The organism is Corallococcus sp. CA054B (assembly GCF_003611625.1).
Taxonomy (GTDB): domain Bacteria; phylum Myxococcota; class Myxococcia; order Myxococcales; family Myxococcaceae; genus Corallococcus; species Corallococcus coralloides.
In genome coordinates this window covers 1-21,004 of sequence record NZ_RAVY01000124.1, presented here as the reverse complement: position 1 = coordinate 21,004, position 21,004 = coordinate 1, and the positions used below count along the sequence as shown (strand labels likewise).

The window sequence follows — 21,004 nt, the reverse complement described above, 5'->3', positions numbered from 1 at the left end:
AGGGATCGTCCATCCCATAACGGCCATGCGATTCGTGCGTGTTGTCTGGAGCTTCGTTGCGACTACCTGGGGACGCTGCCGGGAGGCGTGGATGAAAAAAGTTGGACCTGGCCCACCGCGGAATTGGCCGGTGTTGTTTCAGGGTTTGAATTGCTCGACCCGGCGTTGTCGGAGGAACGGAGAGACCAATGGTGGCAAGCTTTCTTGCCGCAGAGGTGCATTACTCGCGACAGCAGCAGGGCGGCTTGTTCTACGTCGTGTCAGAGCCACTGGCGCCGGTTCTTCGCATCGAAGCCGCGTCACCCCCTCCCGTGGAACTGCTGACCGGGATGATCTGGGGGCCCGGGACGGAAGGAGCACCTGCCTGGTGCGCCATCTGCCCCGAGTCCATGGATTGGTCCTTTATCGTGGAGTCTGACGGTCCGTTCTTCCTGAAACCCGTTTGAACCTGCATGGATCCGCCCCTCGGGGACTCTCTGTAGGGACGGGGTTCATCCTCCACCCACCCCGTGCTAAAACGGGGATGTCCATGGAAGGCCGACTGCTTCTGAAGAACTGCGCCGTGTTCCGTGCGGACGGTCGCGTCCGCCACGGCATGGCCGTCGTGGTCGAAGAGGGCATCATCCGCCGCGTCGCCCCGGACGCCGAGGTGCCCGTGCTCCCCGGTGACTGGGAAGTGGCCTGTCGCGGCCGGCTCGTCGCCCCCGGGCTGGTGGACTGTCACTCGCACATGGTCAACGGGCAGCTCTTGCCCCCCAATGGCGACTTCCTCCTGCGCCAGCCCCGCTCGCGCCTGGAGCGCATGCGTTCGGTGGCCAACCTCCTCACCGCCGAGGACGTGGAGGTCCTGACCCGCTTCGCCTCCGCCCGCGCGCTGCTCGATGGCGTCAGCCTCGTCGTGGACCACCTGTCGTGCCCCACCGACGTCGCCGGCGCCCTGGAGGCCCAGGCCCGCGCCGCGAACGCGCTGGGCATTCGACTCGTCACGTCCCACTCCACGCACAGCCTGGATGGCGCGGATGTGGCCAACGCCCAGGCGGACGCCAACGCCGACTTCGTCCGCCGCTACCGCGAACACCCCCGCGTCCGGGGCGCGCTCGGCTTCCATGCGTCCTACACCTGCGAGGACTCCCTCCTGTCCCGCATCGCGGGGCTGCGCAAGGAGCTGAACGCCGCCGTCGTGTTCCACCTGGCGGAGAACGAGGACGACCTCTCCACCACCTACGCCACGCATGGCCGCCGCGTCGTGCCGCGCCTGGACGCCCTGGGCCTCTTGGGCCCCCACGCCATCGCCGGCTACCCGCGCGCCGTGGAGCGCTCCGAGTCCGAGCGGCTGGCCGCCTCCGGCACCTTCATCGCTCTCACGCCCCGCGCCACCCGCTCCATGGACCGCGCGGCCGAGTCCGCCGACGGCGCGCTCTCCAGCCTCCACCTCGTGGGCCTGGGCACCGGCGGCCATGGCACCCTCCAGGAGGAGCTGGCCGGGGCGCTCGTCAGCATGCTGTCCCTGGCGCGCTCCGGCCGCATGCCGGACCTGGATGACTCGCTGGCGCACCTGTTCGTCAGCGGTCCCGCGGAGCTGTGCACCCGCCTGTACGGCAAGCCGTCGGGCGGCGTGGAGGAGGGCAGCCTCGCGGACCTCGTCGTCTACGACGCCATCCCCGCCGCGGACCCGGAGACGGGCTACTCGCCCTTCCTCCTGGGGCAGCTGACCGCCGCCCGCGTGGCGTGGACCATCGTGGATGGCCGCGTCTGCGTCCGCGAGGGACAGCTGCTGGGCAGCGACTTCGTGGACCTGTCCCGCGACGCCGCCGCGGCGCTCGCCCGCGTCTGGTCCCGCGCACGGCTGGGTTCGTAGGGTAGAAGGGGCGCGTGAGTGCCCTGCCTCCCCGCCTCGTGGACCTGCTGCGTGCCTCCCGCGCCCGCCGGGGTCCGCTGCTCGCTGACTCCGCCACCTCCGCCTTCCGCCTCCTGAACGGCGCCGCGGACGGCGTACCGGACGTAACGGCGGACCTCTTCGGCGACGTCGTCGTGGTCAGCCTCTACCGCGACCTGACCGATGCCGAGGAGGTCACCCTGCTCGACGCCACCGTCGCCGCCTGGACGCCCCGGAGCGTCTACCTGAAGCGCCGTCCCCGCGAGGCGCGCGTGCTCGCCAACGTGGCGAAGGACGCGCTCGCTCCGGAGTCCGCCGCGCGGGGCGAGCCCGTGGAGGACTTCGTCGCGAAGGAGAACGGCCTGTCCTTCCACATCCGACCCGGACAGGGCCTCTCCGTGGGCCTCTACCTGGACATGCGCGACACCCGCGCGTGGCTCCAGACCCAGGCCTCCGGCCTCACCGTGCTCAACCTCTTCGCGTACACCTGTGCCTTCGGCGTCGCCGCGACCGCCGGGGGCGCGAAGCGCGTGCTCAACATGGACGCCAGCCGCCGCGTGCTCGAGTGGGGCGAGGAGAACGCGCGCCTCAACGGCCAATCCGTGGATCGCTACGACTACGTGGCGGGCGATGTCTTCGATTGGCTCGGGCGGCTCGCGAAGAAGGGGGAGTCCTTCGACGTCGTGGTCGCGGACCCTCCGTCGTTCTCCACCACCAAGACGACGCGCTTCTCCGCCGCTCGCGACTACGCCCGGCTGGCCGAGGCCGCAGCGAAGGTGGTGGCTCCCAGGGGCCGGCTGGTCGCCTGCTGCAACCTGACGGGACTGCCTTCGCGCCGCTTCGAAGCCATGGTGCTGGAAGGCGTGACGCGGGCTGGCAGGACCGGGAAGCCAGTGGGGTCGCTCGGTCCCTCGGGGCTCGACTTTCCAACACCTCCGGGTGAGGAACCGGCGCTCAAGGTGCACGTCGTCCAACTTCGTTAGCGCCTCCGGGCGGGGCGCGGCTACATTGCTTCCATGGCTCCCGCCGCCTCCTCGCCCCCGCGCGATGCGTTCCGCTTCGGCAACTACCGGCTCATTGATCGGATCGCCGTGGGGGGCATGGCGGAGATCTTCCTCGCGCACCAACTGGATGCCAGCGGTGACGAGACGCCCATCGTCATCAAGCGCATCCGCCCGCATCTGTCCAAGCACGCGGCCTTCGTGAAGATGTTCCTCAACGAGGCGCGGCTGGCCGCCCAGCTCAACCACCCCAACATCGTGCAGATCCACGACCTGGGGAAGATCGTCGACAGCTACTTCATCGCCATGGAGTACGTGTCCGGCCGCGACATGCGCCGCGTCGTGCCCAAGGCCGAGTCCCTGGGGATTCCCTTCCCCATGGTGTACGCGCTGAAGATCGCCTCCTGCGTCTGCGCGGGCCTGCACTACGCGCACCAGAAGAAGGACCGCTACGGCAACCCGCTCAACATCGTCCACCGCGACGTGACGCCGGAGAACATCGTCGTCGCGTTCGACGGCTCGGTGAAGGTGCTGGACTTCGGCATCGCCAAGGCCGCCAACCAGGTGGAGGAGACGCGGTCGGGGGAAATCAAGGGCAAGCTCAGCTACCTGTCCCCGGAGCAGTGTCTGGGCCGGCCGCTGGACTGCCGCAGCGACATCTTCTCGCTGGGCACCGTCCTCTACGAGTGGCTCACCGGCTTCAAGCTCTTCACCGGCGACTCCGACGTCGCCGTCATGCGCAGCATCACCGAAGCGAAAATCTACGCGCCGTCGTACTTCCGCGAGGACCTGCCGGAGCGCGTGGAGGCCATCCTGATGCGCGCGCTCGCCCGCGACCGCGAGCGCCGCTACCAGACGGCGCTGGAGATGCAGCGCGACCTGGACGCCTTCCTGGAGTCCTACGACTTCACGCCCTCGCCGCTGCACCTGGCCAACTTCGTCAAGCAGCTCTTCGAGGACGAGCGCCCGCAGGAATTGAAGCGCCTGTCCACGCGCCAGTCCTCCGCGCCCACGTCGGAGATGGCGCTGGAGCTGGCGGAGGTGGCGGCGCACGTGGATGGCCCGCCCACGGAGGCCATGCGCATGGATGACCTCCCCGCCACCGAGCCGCGCCTGCTCGCGCTGACGTTGGAGCCGGCGCTGTACGAGAAGCTGGAGGCCCAGGCGCGCAAGGCGAACGTCTCCCTGGCGAAGCTCGCGGCGGATGTGCTGGAGGGATGGCTCAAGTCGCGTTGAACCGCGTGCCTTTGCTCACCCCATGCCCCGGCTGAAGCTGACGCTCGAATACGAAGGCACCCGGTACGTAGGCTGGCAGGTGCAGCCCAACGGCCCGTCCATCCAGTCCACGCTCCAGGACGCGCTCCAGAAGCTCCTGGGGGAGCGTGTGTTCGTGGCCTCCGCCGGACGCACCGACTCGGGCGTGCACGCGACGGGGCAGGTGGCCAGCTTCGACACGCCGCGCGTGCTGCCGATGAAGGCCTACACCATGGGCCTCAACAGCATCCTCCCGCCGGACATCGCGGTGGTGGCCGCGGAGGAGGTGTCGCCGGAGTTCGACCCGCGCCGCTGGTCTCGCGGCAAGCGCTACCGCTACCGGGTGAGCAACCGGCGCACGCGCTCACCGCTGCTGCGCACGACGCACTGGGAGCTGTTCGCCCCGCTGGACGTGGAGGCCATGCGCCGCGCGGCCCAGGCGCTCGTGGGCCGGCATGACTTCTCCGCGTTCCGTGCCGCGGACTGCCAGGCGAAGCACGCGGTGCGGGAGATCCGGCAGGTGCGCGTGGAGGGCACTTCCGGGGACACCGTGGCCTTCGTGGTGGAGGGCACCGCCTTCCTCAAGCACATGGTGCGCAACCTGGTGGGCACGCTGGTGGAGGTGGGCAAGGGCCGCCGCCCCGAGGCCTGGGTGGCCGAAGTGCTGGCTTCGCGCGAGCGCAAGCTGGCCGGGGCAACCGCGCCGCCGCAGGGGCTGGTGATGGAGGAGGTCTTCTACGGCGACGGCCCGCCTCCTCGCTCGGCGGGGGAAGCGGCTGTTGGGGAAGAGGACGAAGGGTGAGAGTGCGATAGGCTTTCGGGCCGTGAGCTCCAAGCCCAGTGTCCTCGAACCCCTGCGCGTCCGCGTCCGCCGCTTCCAGTTCATCGTCGGACTGGGCTTCCTGTCGCTGGTGGTGGGCGCCATGCTCAGCGTGTCGCTGGCGCTGCGGCTGCACGCGCGGGTGAACGCGCTGCCGTCCGACTTCCTGCGCATTCCGGTGGCGGTGGTGCTGGAGAACCTGTGGGTGCTCGCGGTGCTGCCGGCGCTCTGCTACGGCGCCGCGCGCATCGTCGCGCTGCGCACGTGGACCACCGCCGTGGGGGCCGCGGTGTCCGGCGGCGTGTTCGTGATCGCGCTCAACTTCGTGCGCGATGGCTTCGATGGCCTCGCCACGGGCTGGGGCTTCGCGTCGGCGTTGCGGGTCGTGGCCTTCGTGGGAGGCATCCTGCTGAGCGCCCGGGCCATCCGCGCGGGCCGCGCCGCCGCAGAGAAGGGCTCCGCGGAAGCGGAGGCGAAGGCCGCCGCGCGCAAGTCGGAGTACGACGAGTTCCTCAAGGCCGCGGAGGCCGGGGGCGCGAGGCTGGAGCAGCGCGAAGGGAGCGCCGCCGCCGAAGCTCCGGCCACGTTCCAGGAGACGCCCGCCGTTGGGGAGCCCTCCGCGCCCGAGGGGAGTGCTTCCCCCCCGGGCGAGGTGTCGAAGACGCCCGCGGCCTGAGGGCCTACGGGTAGCAGGCCGCCTGGCGCAGGCCGGTGTCCTCGGGGAAGCCGAGGGCCACGTTGAAGTTCTGCACGGCCTGGCCGGCCATGCCCTTCACCAGGTTGTCCAGCGCCGCCATCACCGCCACGGAGCGGCCCTTCGTCGCCACGGAGATGTCGCAGAAGTTGCTGCCCGCCACGGCCGCCACGCGCGGCGTGCCCTCCACGATGCGCACGAACTTCGAGCCCTCGTAGTAGCGGCGGTACGTCTCCGTCAGCGACTGCGTCACCACCGCGCCGCCGTGCTCCGGCCACTCGAACTGCACCGTGGCGAAGATGCCGCGCACCATGGGCGCCGAGTGCGGCACGAAGGCCAGCCGGTGCCGCTGCGAGCCGTGCGCCACCAGCATCACCTCCACCTCCGCCTCGTGCTGGTGCTCCAGCGGCTTGTACGCGCGGAAGTCGTGCGCGCGCGTCGGGTGGTGCGTCCCCTCGCCCGGCAGCGAACCGGAGCCGGACGAGCCCGTCACGCCCGACACCGCCAACAGCCCCAGCCCCTTCGTGGCCGCGATGGGCAGGAGCGCCAGCTGCACCGCCGTGGCGAAGCAGCCCGGGTTGGCGATGCGCTTCGCCGTCTTCACCTGCTCACGCTTCCACTCCGTGAGGCCGTAGGTGAACGTGCCCAGCAGGTCCGGGGACGGGTGCGGCCGGCCGTAGGCGCCCGCGTACCGGCCCGGGTGGTCCAGGCGGAAGTCGGACGACAGGTCCACGAGCAGCAGCCGGTCCGTGAGGCCCGCATCCGCCCACTGCTTCTCCATCCCGGCGAACTGCGACGCCAGGTCGCCGTGTCCCAGCGCGCTGAACACCACCGGGCGCGGCGAGTCCGCCAGCCAGCGCCAGTCCGGCTCCGCCTCGAAGCGGCCGTCCACCAGGCCGCGCAGGTGCGGGTGCACCTTGTGGATGGGCGAACCCGCGTGGTGCCGGGACACCACGCGGATGCCGGCGTTGCCGGGATGGCCCGCGAGCAGCCGCAACAGCTCGCCTCCGCCGAAACCGGAGGCCCCCAGGATGTAGATGTGCGCAGGCGACGTCATGACTTCCTCCCCGCTCCCAGCTTGGGCGCGAGCTTCTCCACGATGAGATTCCCCAGGGCGTTCGGATCCGCGCGCGCGTTGCGAGCGGGCAGCCCCACCACCTGCTCCACGAAGCGCACGCCCACCGCGTTGTCCGTGGCGGGCCCGGCCACCATGTCCATCTCGATGCCGTACACCTCGCGCAGGTGCCGCACGCCGCCGGCCGCGCCCACGGGGTCGTTCGCGCACAGGATGTACGCGCCGCCCAGCGCCTTGAGCTCCGGGTCCGCCAGGATGGCCTGCACGCCGTACTCGCCCATGATGCCGTCGCCCGTCTCCGCGACGATGACGTCCACGTCCTGGGCCGCCATCTCCGAAAAGACGATCCGAGCCACCTTGGACGCGGTGCGCGCGCCGGTGCACACGACGCCCGCGTCGGTGAAGTCCATCACCACGTCCGCGCCGCTGTCCTGCATGGACAGGGTGTCACGCATCAGCGACACGCCCGTGAGCTTCGCGCCGCCCACGCGGTAGCCCGCCTGGGCGAGCTTCCGCACCACCACGCTGGCCGCGTACGTCTTGCCCGCGTTCATGCAGGTGCCCACCACGTACACCACCGGGCACGTCACCGCCCGCGACGTGCCCTTGAGCGCGCCGGTGGAGATGTGCGCGTGCTGGCCCGCGCGCGACTGGAACTCCGGGAAGGTGAGGACCTGGCCCAGCACCTCCGCCTCGAACGGCGCGCCCACGCCCGGGTTGTGCGACGTGCACTTCCCGATGACGCCGCCCATGTTGAGGATGTGGAGCCTGTCGCCCACCGTGACGGACGTGGGCACGATGCCCTCGTAGCCGTGCAGGGCGTTGCGGTGGCCCAGCGCGCCCACGACGATGTCGCCCGCGTGGAGCGTGACGAGCCGGCCGTTCACGTCCTCCAGCTGGTTGTAGACGCTCTTCTCCCCGTGGATGCGCACCGCGATGACGGCGCCTTCCTCGCACTTGACCTCATCCGTGAGGTGCACCGTGCGCCCCACCTGGAGGTTGCGGGTGACACTTCCCACCTTGTCGACGTGGATCTTCATGTCGTCACTTCGCTTTCTGCGAGAGCATCTGCGCGACGCCGTAGAGCTTGGCGAACCCCGCCGCCTCCGTCCCCGTCCACAACACATTGGCCTCACCGTACGTGGCCACCTTCGCGTCCATCAGCGAGTGCGGCGAACGCACGCCTTCCACGACGTGGGCGCGCGGGGTGAGCACCAGCTTCACCTCGCCCGTCACGCGGTCCTGCGAGGAGGCGAGGAACGCCTCCAGGTCCTTCACCAGCGGGTCGAAGAAGTGCCCCTCGTGCAGGAGCGACCCGTACAGGTTGCCCACCGTCTCCTTCCAGAAGAGCTGCTTGCCCGACAGCACCAGCTTCTCCAGCTCGCGGTGCGACGCGATGAGCAGGTGCGCCGCAGGGGCCTCGAAGCCCACGCGGCCCTTGATGCCCAGGATGGTGTCGCCCAGGTGCACGCCCCGGCCGATGCCGTACGGCCGGCCCAGCGCGTTGAGCTTCTCCACCACGTCCACCGCGGACATCGCCTTGCCATCGAGCGCCACCGGCACGCCCTTGTCGAAGGAGATGACCAACGGCCGAGGCTTCAGGTCGGTGGGAATCTCACCACCGGGGAAGGCCGCCTCCGGCAGGGTGCTCCACGAGTCCAGCGTCTCGCGGCCGCCCACGGACGTGCCCCACATGCCCTCGTTGACGGAGTACGTGCCCGTCTTCGCCGGCAGGTGGATGCCGCGCTCCGCGAGGAAGGAGATCTCCTGCTGACGGGAGAGCGCCAGGTCGCGGATGGGCGTGATCAGCTGCAACTGCGGCGCGAGCGTGCGGAACGCCACGTCGAAGCGGACCTGATCATTCCCCGCGCCGGTGCTGCCGTGGGCCACGGCCTGCACGCCCAGCTTCTCCGCCATGCGCACGGCCTCCACGGCCTGGCAGGCGCGCTCGGCGGAGACGCTCAGGGGGTAGAGCTGGCCGCGCAGCACGTTGCCGGCGATGAGGAAGCGCAGGTAGCCCTGGAACAGGGTGTCGCGCGCGTCCACCGTGTGGTGCGCCACCGCGCCCAGCTTCTGGGACAGGGCCTGGATGCGCTCCAGCTGCTCGGGCGGGAAGCCGCCCGTGTCCACGGTGACGGTGGTGACGTCCCAGCCCTGCTCGCGCAGGTACACCGTGCAGAAGGCGGTATCGAGGCCGCCGGAGAACGCCAGCACCACGGACTTCTTGCTCATCTTCGGACTCCTGTTGCTGCGAAAGGGGGTGAGGAAGCTTTCAGGGGGCCCAGACGCGCGAAGCGGCCTGGACCTGCTGTGCGTGGGTGCGCGTGAGCCAGTCGCGCGCATCCGCCAGTTCCTCGCGCGCGGTGGCGAGGCCCAGGTTTCCGGCGCCACCCAGGTGGGTGGCCGTCAGCGCGCCGCGGTCCGGCTGGAAGCTGCCGTCGTTGAGCTGACGGCCCACCTCCCGGTACGCGTCGCGGAAGGGCTGGCCCTTCGCCACGAGCGCGTAGGCGTGGTGCGCGGCGTAGAGCGTGTCGTCGCACGCCGCGCGCGCCTTCTCCGCGTTCACCTTCAGCGCGGGCACCAGCCGCGAGAGCACCTCCAGCAGTGCCTTCGCGCTGGTGAGTGCCTGGAGGGTGGGGCGCTTCAGCAGCTGGAAGTCACGGTGGTAGCTGGAGGGAAGCCCGCCGGCCACCGCCTCCACCTGGTGCGCAAGGCCCCGCAGCTCGCGGCAGCGGCCCCGGGCCAGCTCCACCACGTCCGGGTTCTTCTTCTGCGGCATGATGGACGAGCCGGTCGTGAAGGCATCCGGCAGGGCCAGGAAGCCGAACTCGTCCATGCTGTAGAGCTGCACGTCCCAAAGCCACTTCTCCAGAGTGCCCGCCACCGAGCACGCCCAGGTGAGCAGCGCTGCTTCATGCCGCCCCCGACTGTCCTGCGCGTCGATGGGGCTGCGTTGAACCCGACTAAAACCGAGCAACCGCGCGACATATTCACGGTCGATGGGCAGCGGCACACCGAAACCCGCGGCGGCGCCCAGCGGGCAGCGATCGAGCCGCCCCCACACGCCCTTCAGCGCCTCCAGCTCCTCCAGCAGGCCTTCGGCGAACGCCATGCCCCACAGGCCGAAGGTGGACGGCATCGCGCGGCGCAGGTGCGTGTAGCCGGGCAGGGGCAGGTCCGCATGCGCTTCCGCGAAGTCCAAGAACGTGCCGGCGAGCTCCGCCGTGCGCGCGCCCAGCGCGAGCAGCTCCTCGCGCATGAACAGGCGCAGGGCGAGCAGCACCTGATCGTTTCGGGAGCGCGCCAGGTGGATGCGCTTGCCCGCCTCGCCGGTGCGCTCCACGAGCGCGGCCTCCAGCGCGGTGTGGCCGTCCTCCTGTTCCGGGCGGATGGTGAAGCGGCCCGCGCGCGCCTCGTCGTGCAGCGCGTGCAGGGCGCTCACGAGCGACGCGGCGGCCTCCGGAGCGAGCAGCCCCACGTGCGCGAGCATGCGCGCGTGCGCGGCGCTGCCCAGCGCGTCGTGCGGGACGAGCGACAGGTCCACCACGGGGTCGTCGCCCACGGTGAAGGCGTGGATGGCCGCGTCCAGCGGCTGGCCCTTGCCCCACAATGTCTCAGCCACGCGACACCTCCCCGGCATAGCCGTGCAGCAGTCGTCGATAGAACGCGAGCCCCGCCTCCAGCTCCGCGCGCGTGAGGTACTCGTTCGCCTGGTGGCTCCGCAGCGTGTCGCCCGGGCCCACCTTCACCGCCGGGATGTCTCCCAGGAACGCCCAGTCGGACGTGGTGCTGGAGCCCACCGTGTCCTGGCCCGACGCCACCACCGCCGCGCGCACCAGCGGATGCGACGCATCCGTGCCCTTGGGCAGGTAGCGCGCGGAGTGCACCACCACCTCGCTCTCCAGCGCCCGGCCCACGTCCTCCGCCACCTTCGCGTGGTCCATGCCCGGCGTGGTGCGCAGGTCCACGAAGAACTCGCACCGGTCCGGCACCTGGTTGCGCGCCAGTCCTCCGGACACCTGCGTCACCTGCGCCCGCGCCTCACCCAGCAGCGGGTGCGCGGGGAAGCGCAGGGCGGACACGGCCTGGATGTCCCGGGCCGCCTTGAGGATGGCGTTGTCCAGCCCTCCTGCGTGCGCGTGCGCCACGTGGCCGCTCTTGCCGTGCGCCACGCAGCGCAAGAGCAACATGCCCCGCTGCGCCGTGCAGGGCTTGAGCGACGTGGGCTCGCCCACGATGGCTGCGTCCAGCGGCCCCAGCGTGGAGAGCAGCGGCCCCAGCCCCTTGCCGCCCGTCTCCTCCTCGGCGGTGAGCGCGAAGACGCACTCGACACCCCTGGGCGCGCCTTCCTCCAGGAGCGCCTTCGCGGTGAGGAGCATGGCGGTGACGCAGCCCTTGGCGTCGTTGGCGCCCAGGCCGTAGAGCGTGTCGTCCTTCCACACGGCCTCGTGCGGCTCCGTGGTCCACCCGGCGCACGGCTTCACCGTGTCCAGGTGGGAGTTCACGAGCAGGCGCTTCGGCCCGCTGCCCACGCTGAACCACACGTTGTGGCCCTGGCGGTGCACGCGGGCACCCCAGGACTCCGCATGGCCCGCGACGAGGTCCGCGATGCGGGCCTCGTCGCCGGAGACGCTGGGCGTGGCGACCAGCGCGGTGAGCAGCTCGGCGGGGTTCAACCCTTGGCCTCGCCGTGCTTCACCGGGTGCTCGCGCACGACCATGGTGCCGCTGCCCTCGTTGGTGAAGACCTCCTCCAACAGGGCATCGGACTGCTTGCCGCTCACCAGGTGCACGCTGCCCACGCCGCCCACCAGCGCGTGGCGCATGGCGTGCGCCTTGGGACGCATGCCGCCCGTGAGCCGGCCTTCGGCCTCCAGGGACGCCAGGTCCGACAGCGTGGCCAGCGAGATGAGCGACGACGGGTCGGAGACGTCCTTGAGGAGCCCCGGCACCTCCACCAGGAAGAAGAGCTTCTCCGCGTGCAGCGCCGCCGCCAGGGCCGCCGCCACCGTGTCCGCGTTGGTGTTGTAGACAGCGCCGTCCTGGCCGCCCGACAGCGGGGCGATGACGGGCACGTAGTCCGCGCTTCTCAGGTGCTCCACGACGCGCGTGTCCACGGACTCGATGTCGCCCACGAGGCCGTAGTCCACCATGCGCCCTTGCGTCTCGCCGGGCTCCGTCACCAGCACGGGCGGGCGCTTGCGCGCCTTGATGAGGCCCGCGTCCACGCCGGACAGGCCCACCGCGGGCACGCCCGCGGCCTGGAGGTCCGCGAGCAGGTCCGTGTGCAGCTTGCCCGCCAGCACCATCTTGGCCGCGTCCAGCACGGGCGCGGAGGTGACGCGGCGGCCGGCCACCTTCTCGATGGGCAGGTGCAGGGCGTCACAGAGCGAGTCCAGCTCCGGACCGCCGCCGTGCACCACGACGGGGCGGATGGAGAAGGCCCACAGGAGGGCGATCTGCTCGCACGCGGCCTTGCGGGTGCGCGGATCCGTCAGCACGGCTCCGCCCAGCTTCACGACGAAGGTCTTGCTGCGGAACTGCTTCACGTACTTCGCCGCGTTGCGAAGCGCGGCGTACGGGTCGGGAGACAAAGGCACGGTGGACCTCTGGAAATTCGAAAGGGGACGAAGAAGGGTGGGGCGGCGGGCTGCTACGGCTTCAGCCGCCGCGCATCCAGGCCAGGAGGGCGCGCTGCACGTGGTAGCGGTTGCCCGCCTCGTCCACGACGCGGCTGCTGGCGTGATCCAACACCTCGTCGGCGACCTCCACGTTGCGGCGCACGGGCAGGCAGTGCAGGAACGCCGCGTCCTTCGCGGCCTTCGCCATGTGCCGGCGCGTGGGCATCCAGCCCGAGTACGACGCGAGCAGCGCCGCCACGTCCGTGGGCGTGCTCGCCGTCTGGGCGGTGGGGCCCCAGGACTTCGCGTACACGGCGCGGCTGCCCACCAGCGCCTCGTCCTGGTCGTGCGTGTACGTGATGCTGCCGCCGGTGGCCTTGGCGTACGCCTCCGCCTCCGCGCGCACGGCCGGGTGCAGGTCGAAGCCCGGCGGATGCGCCACGCGCACCTCGCAGCCCGCGGCCGCCGCGGACAGGAGGAAGGAGTTGGGCACGGCCTTGGGCAGCGGCTTGATGTGCGGCGCCCAGGTGAGCGTCACTGGCAGCTTCTTCGTGGTGCCGAACGTCTCGCGCAGGGTGAGCGCGTCCGCCAGGCCCTGGCAGGGGTGCTCGCGCGCGGACTCCATGCTCACCACCGGCACGGTGGCCCACTTGCGGAAGGCGTTGATGACGGGGTCCGCCTCGTCCTCCTCGTCACCGCCACCCTGGGAGAAGGTGCGGATGCCGAGCATGTCCACGAAGCGCGACAGGACGGGCGACGCCTCCTTGATGTGCTCCGCGCGGTCCGCGTTCATCACCGCGCCGGGACGGTCCTCCAGCTTCCACACGCCAGAGCCCACGTCGAGCACGACGGCGTGCCCACCCGCGCGCAGCATCACCGCCTCGAAGGACGTGCGCGTGCGCAGGGACGGGTTGAAGAACACCATGCCCAGGAGCTTCCCCGGGAAGATGTGGCCCGGATCCTTCTGCTTCCACGCGGCCGCCTGCGAGAGGACCGCCTCGACGCCTTCCGGGCCCAGGTCCTGAATGCGGGTGACATGCTTCATGGGCTTCGTGCTCCCCCGGCCGCGCCGGATGGATGGGGACTGCTGAATATGCACCCAAATTCGTGCATATTCGCTGAGGAGGCGCGGATATTATGCAGAACGGCGCAGCGCGCAAGAACATTCACTGGGATTTTTCATGCGCCTTGCGTGCGTATTCAGCCGCATGCATGGTGAACGTGAATGAACCTGGACGACGCCATCCTTCAGCTCATCTCCCGGCAGGACGTGCCGGATCAGTTCGTCCTGCAGTCGTTGCTCGAAGAGGCGGGGCACACGCCCAGCCAGTCCACGCTGTCGCGGCGGCTGAAGAAGCTGAGCGTGCAGAAGGTGAACGGGCGCTATCAGCGCGCCGAGCCGCCGGTGGCGCCCGTGCCGCTCGCGCCGCGCGTGACGATCATCGAAGCGCCGCCCAACATGCTGGTGCTGAAGACGGCGCCCGGCTACGCGCAAATCTTCGGGCTGGCGCTGGACCGCGAGGAGGTGGAGGGCCTGGCGGGGACGGTGGCGGGTGACGACACCATCTTCATCGCGGTGAGGGATCCGTCGTACCTGCGCGACGTACGCGAGGCGGTGGAGGAACTCATCCAGCGCGGCCCGTGAACGGGAAGCGGCGCACGGACTCCCACGGGCCACCGAGGTAGCGCCAGAGCAGCAGCGCGGGGGCGTGCGAGTCGAAGGCGGACCAGCCCGCGCCCAGCTCCGCGAGGGCGGCCTTCGCCTCCTCCACGGTGGCCTTGTTCATCAGCGTGACGTGGGGCCGGAAGGGCTGACGGTCCTGCGGCGTGAGCCACTCCGCGTAGGCGCGGGACAGCTCGCGGTGCACGGGCGCGAGGCCAGGGGCCTCCACGTCCACCGCCATGCCGCGGCCCAGGCTCCGCAACTTCATGAAGCGCAAGCTGGGCGCGGGGCGCTCGGTGACGACCTCGAGCGCGGCCTCCACGGCGTCCTGCTCGTGCGCGGGCAGGTGGTGGAAGAGGGAGACGTGCGCCGGGATGACGTTGCGCTCGGGCGGGAAGTAGCGGCGGCGCAGGCCATCCAGGCGCGCGAACGCCTCTGGCTCCAGCTCAGCGGTGATGAGCAGCGGGGCTTCGGAGAGGGCGGCCATGCGGCGCACACCTTCCGTCCGAAGCCCCGGGGGCACAAGAGGGGCCTACTTCTGCGACGCGAAGAAGGCCTTCAGCGAGTCGTCGGCCTTCTGGCGGTACTCCGGCAGGCGTGAGCGCTCGGCCTCGGCGAGGGCCTTCTTCACGCCCGGCGCGTCGAAGTCGTGGGTGTAGACCGGCGTGCCGGGCTGCTGGCGCCACGAGTCGGCGAGGCTGCCCGCGTCGATGGCGTCGAAGCCCAGCTCCTCCACGAGCTTGAGCACCTTCGCGCGGTGCTCGGGCGGATCGCCCGCGACGGGCAGCGCGACGCGGCCGGGCGTGCCCTTCGGCAGGCCCTTGTCCAGGAGGCTCTGGAAGAAGATGTTGTTGAAGGCCTTGATGACGGGGCGGCCGATGAGCGACGCGACCCACTCGCTCTCCAGCTTGCCGTTCACCAGCTCCGGGATGCTTCCGTCGCGCACGGGGTAGTAGTTGCCCGTGTCGATGATCACGACGTCCTTCGGCACGTTCGCGAACAGGCCCTTCGGCAGGTCGGGGACCGCCTTCTGGGGAATGGTCACGACGACGACCTCGCCCGCCTTCGCGGCCTCTTCGACGGTGACGGCCTTCGCGCCGGTCTCCTTCGCGAGGTCGCGCAGGGTGTCCGGCCCGCGTGAGTTCGCGATGGACACCTCATGGCCCAGCTTCGTCCACCGCCGAGCCAGGGTCCCGCCGATCAGGCCCGCGCCAATGATTCCGATCTTCATGTCGATCTCCTCCGGAAAGTGAGTCCCAGGACTTCAGGCGTCGGTCGGATGCGCGGCCCTTTTCCGCGATGCGCGGGACCTGACGGGTTTTTCGTGAGGCCCCCGGGCACCGGGCGCGTTCCCGCGCGCCTTGCTAGGGTCCCGCCCCCTATGCGAATCCTCGTCGGACTGACCTCGTCGGGCTGGACGGAGAAGGCCCGGTGGGCGTTGGATCACCACCGCGTCGCCTACCGCTACCAGGACTACGTCCCCCTCATCCAGGAGCCCTGGCTGCGCAAGCAGGTGGGGCCCGGCGTGAAGCCCTCCGTGCCGCTGCTCGTGGACCCGCCCCAGCCGGCCACGCACGGCTCGTTCGCCATCGCGAAGCACGCGGAAGCGGTAGGGCAGGGCAGCCCGCTCTTCCCGTCCGCGCAGGTGGACGCCATCACCGCGTGGAACGACATCAGCGAACACGTGCTGGACCTGGCGCGCGCCTACGCCATGCCGCGCATGCTCACGAACGCGCGCGCCCAGGCGGAGCTGCTGCCGAAGTTCGTCCCCCGCTGGCTGCGTCCGGTGTTCGCGCCCTCCGCGCGTCTGGGCATGCGCTTCGTGGCGAAGAAGCACCAGGTGGCGGAAACGTCTCCGGACGCCATCGAGGCCGCCGTCGCCCCCTCCTACGACAAGCTGCGCGCCGCGCTGGGCGGCCGGCCCTACCTGCTGGATGAAACCTTCACCTACGCGGACATCACCACCGCGGCGATGCTCGTGCTGCTGGGGCCGCCCGCGGACCGGCACCTGCCCATGGGGCCGGGCACGCGCGAGGTGTGGACCCATCCGGGGCTCGCCGCCCGCTTCCCGGACCTGCTCGCGTGGCGCGACGCGCTCTACGACAAGCACCGCCGCACCTGAAAACACCACGGGCCGCCTCCCGGTGAGGGAAGGCGGCCCGCCGTGTGAATCACCGGTGCGTGCAGCCGGCTACCCCGCCTGCTTCACGCCCTTCGAGTTGTCCACCAGCACCTTGGCGAAGGTGAGCCCGTCGGGGCCCGCGTCCGCCTGGATGTGCTCGCCCGGCGCGAACTCGCCGTTCAGCACCTTGATGGCGAGCGGATCCAGCAGGTACTTCTGCACCGCGCGCTTCAGCGGCCGGGCGCCGTACGTGGGGTCGTAGCCGCGCTCCGCCAGCAGCTCCCGCGCGCTGTCCGTCAAGTCCAGCGTGAGGCGCTTGGCCTGGAGCAGCTTCTGGAGCTTGCCCAGCTGGATGTCGACGATGCGGTAGATGTCCTTCTTGCGCAGCGGCTCGAAGACGACGATTTCGTCCACGCGGTTGAGGAACTCCGGCCGGAAGTGGCCGCGCAGCGCTTCCATCACCTCGCCGCGCGTCTTCTCGTTGAGCGTGTCCGTGCCCGCCATGCCCTCCTGGATGGCCTGCGAGCCGATGTTCGACGTGAGGATGAGCACCGTGTTGCGGAAGTCCACCGTGCGGCCCTGGCTGTCCGTCACCCGGCCCTCGTCGAGGATTTGCAGCAGGATGTTGAACACGTCGTGGTGGGCCTTCTCGATTTCGTCGAAGAGCACCACCGTGTACGGCCTGCGGCGCACGGCCTCCGTCAGCTGGCCGCCCTCCTCGTAGCCCACGTAGCCCGGGGGCGCGCCCACCAGGCGCGACACCGCGTGCTTCTCCATGTACTCGGACATGTCGATGCGGACCATGGCCGTGTCGTCGTCGAAGAGGAACTCCGCCAGCGCCTTCGCCGTCTCCGTCTTGCCCACGCCCGTGGGGCCCAGGAAGATGAACGAACCGATGGGGCGGTTCGGGTCCTGCAGTCCGCTGCGCGCGCGGCGCACGGCGTTGGACACGGCCTCGATCGGGCTGCGCTGGCCAATCACGCGCTCGGCGAGCCGGTCCTCCATCTTGACCAGCTTCTGCATCTCGCCCTCCATCAGCTTGGAGACCGGGATGCCCGTCCACTTGGCCACCACGGAGGCGATGTCCTCGGAGTCCACCTCCTCCTTGAGGAACTTCTGGTTCTTCTGGAGCTCCGCCAGCTTCTCGTTCTGCGCCGCGACCTCCTTCTCCAGCGAGGGGATGACGCCGAACTTCAGCTCCGCCGCGCGGTTCAGGTCGCCCTGACGCTCGGCCGCGGCCTGATCATTGCGCGCCTTCTCCTGCTTCTCCTTGAGCGAGCGCAGCGCCGCGATGGCCTTCTTCTCCTCGTCCCAGTGGGCCTTGAGCGAGTTGAACTTCTCGTTCAGGTTCGCGAGCTCCTTCTCGATGGTGGAGAGGCGCTCACGCGAGTGCGGGTCGGTCTCCTTGCGCAGGCCCTCGCGCTCGATCTCCAGCTGCGTCACCTTGCGGCGGATGTCGTCGATCTCCGTGGGCATGGAGTCGATTTCGATGCGCAGGCGGCTGGAGGCCTCGTCGACCAGGTCGATGGCCTTGTCCGGCAGGAAGCGGTCCGAGATGTACCGGTGGCTGAGCGTGGCCGCCGCGACGAGCGCGGAGTCCTGGATGCGCACGCCGTGGTGCACCTCGTAGCGCTCCTTCAGGCCACGCAGGATGCTGATGGTGTCGTGCACCGTGGGCTCGCCCACGAACACCGGCTGGAAGCGGCGCTCCAGCGCGGCGTCCTTCTCGATGTGCTTGCGGTACTCGTCCAGCGTCGTCGCGCCAATGCAGTGCAGCTCGCCGCGCGCGAGCGCAGGCTTGAGCATGTTGCCCGCGTCCATGGCGCCTTCGGCCTTCCCGGCGCCCACGAGCGTGTGCATCTCGTCGATGAAGAGGATGATTTCGCCCGCCGCGTCCGCGACCTCCTTGAGGACCGCCTTGAGGCGCTCCTCGAACTCGCCGCGGTACTTGGCGCCGGCCACCATGGCGCCCAGGTCCAGGGTGATGAGGCGCTTGTTCTTCAGGCCCTCCGGCACGTCGCCGTCCACGATGCGGCGGGCGAGCCCTTCCGCGATGGCCGTCTTGCCCACGCCCGGCTCACCGATGAGCACCGGGTTGTTCTTGGTGCGGCGGCTCAAGACCTGGATGCAGCGGCGGATCTCCTCGTCGCGGCCGATGACGGGGTCCAGCTTGCCGCTTCGCGCGGCCTCCGTGAGGTCGCGGCCGTACTTCTCCAGCGCCTGGTAGGTGGACTCCGCGTCCGCGCTCGTCACGCGCGAGGAGCCCCGCACTTCCTTGAGGCCCGCCTGCACGCGCTCACGCGTCACGCCGGAGGACTTCATGGCCTCGCCGACGGCGCCCTTGTCCTGGGTCAGCGCGAGCAGCAGGTGCTCGGACGAGGTGAACTCGTCCTTCAGCGCCTTGGCCTCGTCCTCGGCCTTGTCGAAGGTCTTCATCAGGCGCTGGCTGAGCATGGCGCTCTCGCCGCCCTGGATGCGCGGGAGCTTCTGGAGCGCTTCGCCCAGCCGGCCCGCGAACAGCTTCACGTCCACGCCAATCTTGCGCAGAAGAGGGTCGACGATGCCGTCCTTCTGCCCCAGCAGTGCCGCGGCAAGGTGCTCCGGCTCGTAATGGGGATTGTCGGCCCGGCGGGCGAGGGACTGACCCTCCTGGATCGCCTCCTGCGCCTTCACCGTGTATTTGTCGAGTCGCATGACTTCAACGTAAGGGCCGGGGACCCCTTGGCAAGGCGACACTGCCCGTATGCCCTGCGTTTTCCCCGGAATACTTTGAGCCGCTGGAAGCGGCCGGGTAATCGTGGTGGCGAAGTTGCCAGGGGGTGGGGGGGTCGGTTATAGGCGGCGCCCATCCTCGGGGGCTTCACTCTGGACGCGCACGGCGGCTATCTCGTTCGACTCGACACCTTCTCCGGGTTGGCGCTCGTGCGTCTGGCCCGGGAGGCCCTGTCGATGGACAGCGTCCTGTCCGCCACGGCGCTGCGCGTCACCATCAACCGCCGCCGCAAGGTGGTGCGCCTGGCCTTCCTGGGGCCCTTCTCCCAGGGCCGGCAGGGCGCCCACTGGTACGCGGCGCACCACGCCATGGCCCGCCTCCTGTCCGCCGCCGCCAACGCGACCGTGCACGCCTACGTGTACGACGCGGACGAGGGCGAGGAGGTCATCGCCTACGGCAACGGTCGCCGGGTGGGTGGGGAGAAGGTGGTGTACGAGGACGCGGAGCTGCCGTGTCCCCTGGAGGAGTTGGACGACGAGGCCTTCGCCCGGCTCCAGTCCCGCTGGCCCATGGGGCACCTGGCGTACGTGTTCGGGCTGACGCGGGACGAACTCCTGCGCATCCCCCAGGCGCCGCTGGCCCGCGTGCTGCCGCTGGAGGGCACGGCCGCCGTCTCGGAAGCGGACGCGATGGCCGCCCTGGAGGCGCTGCTCCTGGGGCCCGCGCTGCCTCGCGCGGAGACGGACGCGGGCTGAAGCAGCACGGACGGCCTGCTCGCGCCGCGCCGCGTCAGCCCTGCCCGGACTTCAGGGGTCTTCGGTGGGCCCGTCGAGCGTGACGATGGCGGCGCGCACGCCCTCGCTGCGGAAGTACTGCGCGAGCACGGCGAAGCCACCGGCGACGAGCACCGTGGGCACCACCGCGGTGAGCGTCATCAGGGACGGGACGAGCGCGTAGAGCTGCTGCGCCGTGGTCGGGTCCTGGAACTCCGGCAGGCCCTTGAGCCCCTCCACCATGGCCTGGCTGGTGTGGCGGGCCACGACGGTCCACTGGGCCCCGTCGATGGTGCGCATCAGCGCGGCGAAGATGCCCGCGCCGCCAATCAGCTGCCGGAAGCCATCCCGGGGGATGCCGTCAGGGGAGCGCAGCATGCGGCTGGAGGCGAAGAAGAGCAGGGTGCAGGCCACCGTCAGCCCGGTCAGCACCAGGGCGCGGGACTCGCGCATGGGGGAGAGCGCGGACAGCTGCGCCTCCATGATGGCCTGGGTGACGGCGGGGTCCTTGCCCAGCAGGGCAATCGTGGGGGTGTGCTCCCGCTGCGCTTCGCGGTGGGCCTCGAAGTTCATCATGACGGAGGCCTCGCCGCAGGCGAGGAACCCCGTCAGGGTGGAGAGCATCAGGCACAGCCCGGCGGCGATCCGCACACCCCGGGGCAACCCCCCCGGGCGGGTGACATCAGGAGGCTTCACTTCCGGCTTGCCTCCACGTAGCGCAGGCGAAGGTCGGACAGGAGGTTGTCCACCAGCTTCTCCTCCTCCGCGGTGAGGTTGCCGCGAGTCTTCTCGCGGAGCATCGCCAGGAGGTCCAGGTTCTGCCGGGCCGAAGGCAGGTCCTTCTCCAGGCGGCCCGTCTCCGGGTTCGGCGCCCCACCCAGGTGGATGAGGACGGCGGAACCCAGTCCGACGACGAAGGTGCTGAACGACAGGGACTCCTCGGAGGCGGGGCTCGCATCCCCCGTCATCACGAAGGTCTCACCCCGCTTCTCCGAAGGGCTCATTCGGACGCCTTGTCCTCTTCGCCGGCCGGCTCGTCGTCGGCGTCGTCGTCGTCGGACTCGTCCGCCTCGTCCTCGTCGGAGGCGTCGTCGTCCGTGTCGTCCTCGTCCTCGTCATCGAAGTCGTCGTCGATGTCGCCGTCCATCTGCGTGTCGATGGGAACGGCCTTCTCGGCCACGTCCGGCAGCTCCTCGAGGTGCTTCTTGTACGCTTCCTCGTCCACCTGGCCGCTGCGCTGGTAGCGCTCGGCGGTGCGCTTGTCGAGGTGCTTCGGGTTGATGCCTTCGGCCATGATTCAAATCCTCGGAATTGCTTGGAAAACAGCGCGGCACCTTATAGCAGGAGGGGCGCCTGTCAACGCTGGTGTCCCCAGGCCCGGAAACCGATGAAC

Annotated in this window: 21 protein-coding genes; 8 read left to right on the top strand and 13 right to left on the bottom strand. The window is 70.3% G+C overall.

What is annotated here, in order from left to right:
* The first annotated feature begins 529 nt into the window (after window positions 1–529).
* Genes D7V80_RS26510 through D7V80_RS26490 form a run of 5 tightly spaced genes read left to right on the top strand, consistent with a single transcriptional unit; the run spans window position 530 to window position 5,627 of the window.
* Complete coding sequence (locus tag D7V80_RS26510) at window positions 530–1,858, top strand: amidohydrolase family protein (protein ID WP_120590813.1); 1,329 nt, start codon at window positions 530–532, stop codon at window positions 1,856–1,858.
* A gap of 14 nt (window positions 1,859–1,872) precedes the next feature.
* Window positions 1,873–2,859: a class I SAM-dependent rRNA methyltransferase gene (locus D7V80_RS26505; RefSeq protein WP_120590807.1), complete on the top strand. Its 987-nt coding sequence runs from the start codon at window positions 1,873–1,875 to the stop codon at window positions 2,857–2,859.
* 33 nt (window positions 2,860–2,892) lie between these two features.
* A complete protein-coding gene (locus D7V80_RS26500; protein ID WP_120590806.1) occupies window positions 2,893–4,113 on the top strand; it encodes a serine/threonine-protein kinase in 1,221 nt (406 codons plus the stop codon).
* A gap of 22 nt (window positions 4,114–4,135) precedes the next feature.
* Window positions 4,136–4,933: a tRNA pseudouridine(38-40) synthase TruA gene (gene truA / locus D7V80_RS26495; RefSeq protein ID WP_120590805.1), complete on the top strand. Its 798-nt coding sequence runs from the start codon at window positions 4,136–4,138 to the stop codon at window positions 4,931–4,933.
* A gap of 22 nt (window positions 4,934–4,955) precedes the next feature.
* Window positions 4,956–5,627: a hypothetical protein gene (locus tag D7V80_RS26490; protein WP_120590804.1), complete on the top strand. Its 672-nt coding sequence runs from the start codon at window positions 4,956–4,958 to the stop codon at window positions 5,625–5,627.
* Window positions 5,628–5,631: 4 nt separating this feature from the next.
* On the opposite strand, the gene argC is transcribed toward D7V80_RS26490, so the two are convergent.
* The 7 genes from argC to D7V80_RS26455 form a co-directional block, all read right to left on the bottom strand.
* A complete protein-coding gene (gene argC / locus D7V80_RS26485) occupies window positions 5,632–6,702 on the bottom strand; it encodes an N-acetyl-gamma-glutamyl-phosphate reductase (RefSeq protein ID WP_120590803.1) in 1,071 nt (356 codons plus the stop codon).
* On the bottom strand, window positions 6,699–7,760 hold the full coding sequence (locus tag D7V80_RS26480) for a DUF1611 domain-containing protein (RefSeq protein ID WP_120590802.1): 1,062 nt from the start codon (window positions 7,758–7,760) through the stop codon (window positions 6,699–6,701). Before D7V80_RS26480 ends, argC begins: the two co-directional genes overlap by 4 nt.
* Window positions 7,761–7,764: 4 nt before the next feature.
* The gene (argG, locus tag D7V80_RS26475) at window positions 7,765–8,952 is read right to left on the bottom strand and encodes an argininosuccinate synthase (protein ID WP_120590801.1); all 1,188 of its coding nucleotides are present in this window, start codon (window positions 8,950–8,952) and stop codon (window positions 7,765–7,767) included.
* 40 nt (window positions 8,953–8,992) lie between these two features.
* Window positions 8,993–10,342, bottom strand: coding sequence for an argininosuccinate lyase (gene argH, locus D7V80_RS26470; protein ID WP_199738862.1), 1,350 nt, complete (start codon window positions 10,340–10,342; stop codon window positions 8,993–8,995).
* The gene (locus tag D7V80_RS26465; RefSeq protein ID WP_120590799.1) at window positions 10,335–11,396 is read right to left on the bottom strand and encodes a M20/M25/M40 family metallo-hydrolase; all 1,062 of its coding nucleotides are present in this window, start codon (window positions 11,394–11,396) and stop codon (window positions 10,335–10,337) included. Before D7V80_RS26465 ends, argH begins: the two co-directional genes overlap by 8 nt.
* Window positions 11,393–12,319 carry an acetylglutamate kinase gene (argB, locus tag D7V80_RS26460; protein ID WP_014395218.1) on the bottom strand — a complete coding sequence of 309 codons (927 nt, stop codon included), beginning with the start codon at window positions 12,317–12,319 and terminating at the stop codon, window positions 11,393–11,395. The genes D7V80_RS26465 and argB overlap by 4 nt, the downstream gene beginning before the upstream one ends.
* A gap of 61 nt (window positions 12,320–12,380) precedes the next feature.
* Window positions 12,381–13,385 carry an N-acetylornithine carbamoyltransferase gene (locus D7V80_RS26455; protein WP_120590798.1) on the bottom strand — a complete coding sequence of 335 codons (1,005 nt, stop codon included), beginning with the start codon at window positions 13,383–13,385 and terminating at the stop codon, window positions 12,381–12,383.
* A 180-nt stretch (window positions 13,386–13,565) separates the two neighbouring features.
* Between D7V80_RS26455 and D7V80_RS26450 the strand changes: the two genes are divergently transcribed.
* Complete coding sequence (locus D7V80_RS26450) at window positions 13,566–13,985, top strand: hypothetical protein (protein ID WP_014395220.1); 420 nt, start codon at window positions 13,566–13,568, stop codon at window positions 13,983–13,985.
* On the opposite strand, the gene D7V80_RS26445 is transcribed toward D7V80_RS26450, so the two are convergent.
* Together D7V80_RS26445 and D7V80_RS26440 are read right to left on the bottom strand one after the other, a co-directional pair.
* A complete protein-coding gene (locus D7V80_RS26445) occupies window positions 13,966–14,490 on the bottom strand; it encodes a 2'-5' RNA ligase family protein (protein WP_120590797.1) in 525 nt (174 codons plus the stop codon). The two genes, D7V80_RS26450 and D7V80_RS26445, sit on opposite strands and share 20 nt — an antisense overlap.
* 45 nt (window positions 14,491–14,535) lie before the next feature.
* Window positions 14,536–15,234, bottom strand: coding sequence for an NADPH-dependent F420 reductase (locus D7V80_RS26440; protein ID WP_120590796.1), 699 nt, complete (start codon window positions 15,232–15,234; stop codon window positions 14,536–14,538).
* Between the two features lie 150 nt (window positions 15,235–15,384).
* Between D7V80_RS26440 and D7V80_RS26435 the strand changes: the two genes are divergently transcribed.
* A complete protein-coding gene (locus D7V80_RS26435) occupies window positions 15,385–16,125 on the top strand; it encodes a glutathione S-transferase C-terminal domain-containing protein (RefSeq protein WP_120590795.1) in 741 nt (246 codons plus the stop codon).
* Window positions 16,126–16,194: 69 nt separating this feature from the next.
* On the opposite strand, the gene clpB is transcribed toward D7V80_RS26435, so the two are convergent.
* A complete protein-coding gene (gene clpB, locus D7V80_RS26430; RefSeq protein ID WP_120590794.1) occupies window positions 16,195–18,819 on the bottom strand; it encodes an ATP-dependent chaperone ClpB in 2,625 nt (874 codons plus the stop codon).
* Between the two features lie 255 nt (window positions 18,820–19,074).
* On the opposite strand from clpB, the gene D7V80_RS26425 reads away from it, so the two are divergent.
* On the top strand, window positions 19,075–19,593 hold the full coding sequence (locus D7V80_RS26425) for a hypothetical protein (RefSeq protein ID WP_014395227.1): 519 nt from the start codon (window positions 19,075–19,077) through the stop codon (window positions 19,591–19,593).
* A gap of 51 nt (window positions 19,594–19,644) precedes the next feature.
* Here D7V80_RS26425 and D7V80_RS26420 read toward each other — a convergent pair whose 3' ends face one another.
* Genes D7V80_RS26420 through D7V80_RS26410 form a run of 3 tightly spaced genes read right to left on the bottom strand, consistent with a single transcriptional unit; the run spans window position 19,645 to window position 20,905 of the window.
* Window positions 19,645–20,307: a hypothetical protein gene (locus D7V80_RS26420; protein ID WP_199738861.1), complete on the bottom strand. Its 663-nt coding sequence runs from the start codon at window positions 20,305–20,307 to the stop codon at window positions 19,645–19,647.
* Window positions 20,304–20,615: a DUF1844 domain-containing protein gene (locus D7V80_RS26415; protein WP_014395229.1), complete on the bottom strand. Its 312-nt coding sequence runs from the start codon at window positions 20,613–20,615 to the stop codon at window positions 20,304–20,306. Before D7V80_RS26415 ends, D7V80_RS26420 begins: the two co-directional genes overlap by 4 nt.
* The gene (locus D7V80_RS26410) at window positions 20,612–20,905 is read right to left on the bottom strand and encodes a hypothetical protein (RefSeq protein WP_120590792.1); all 294 of its coding nucleotides are present in this window, start codon (window positions 20,903–20,905) and stop codon (window positions 20,612–20,614) included. Before D7V80_RS26410 ends, D7V80_RS26415 begins: the two co-directional genes overlap by 4 nt.
* Between the last annotated feature and the right edge of the window lie 99 nt (window positions 20,906–21,004).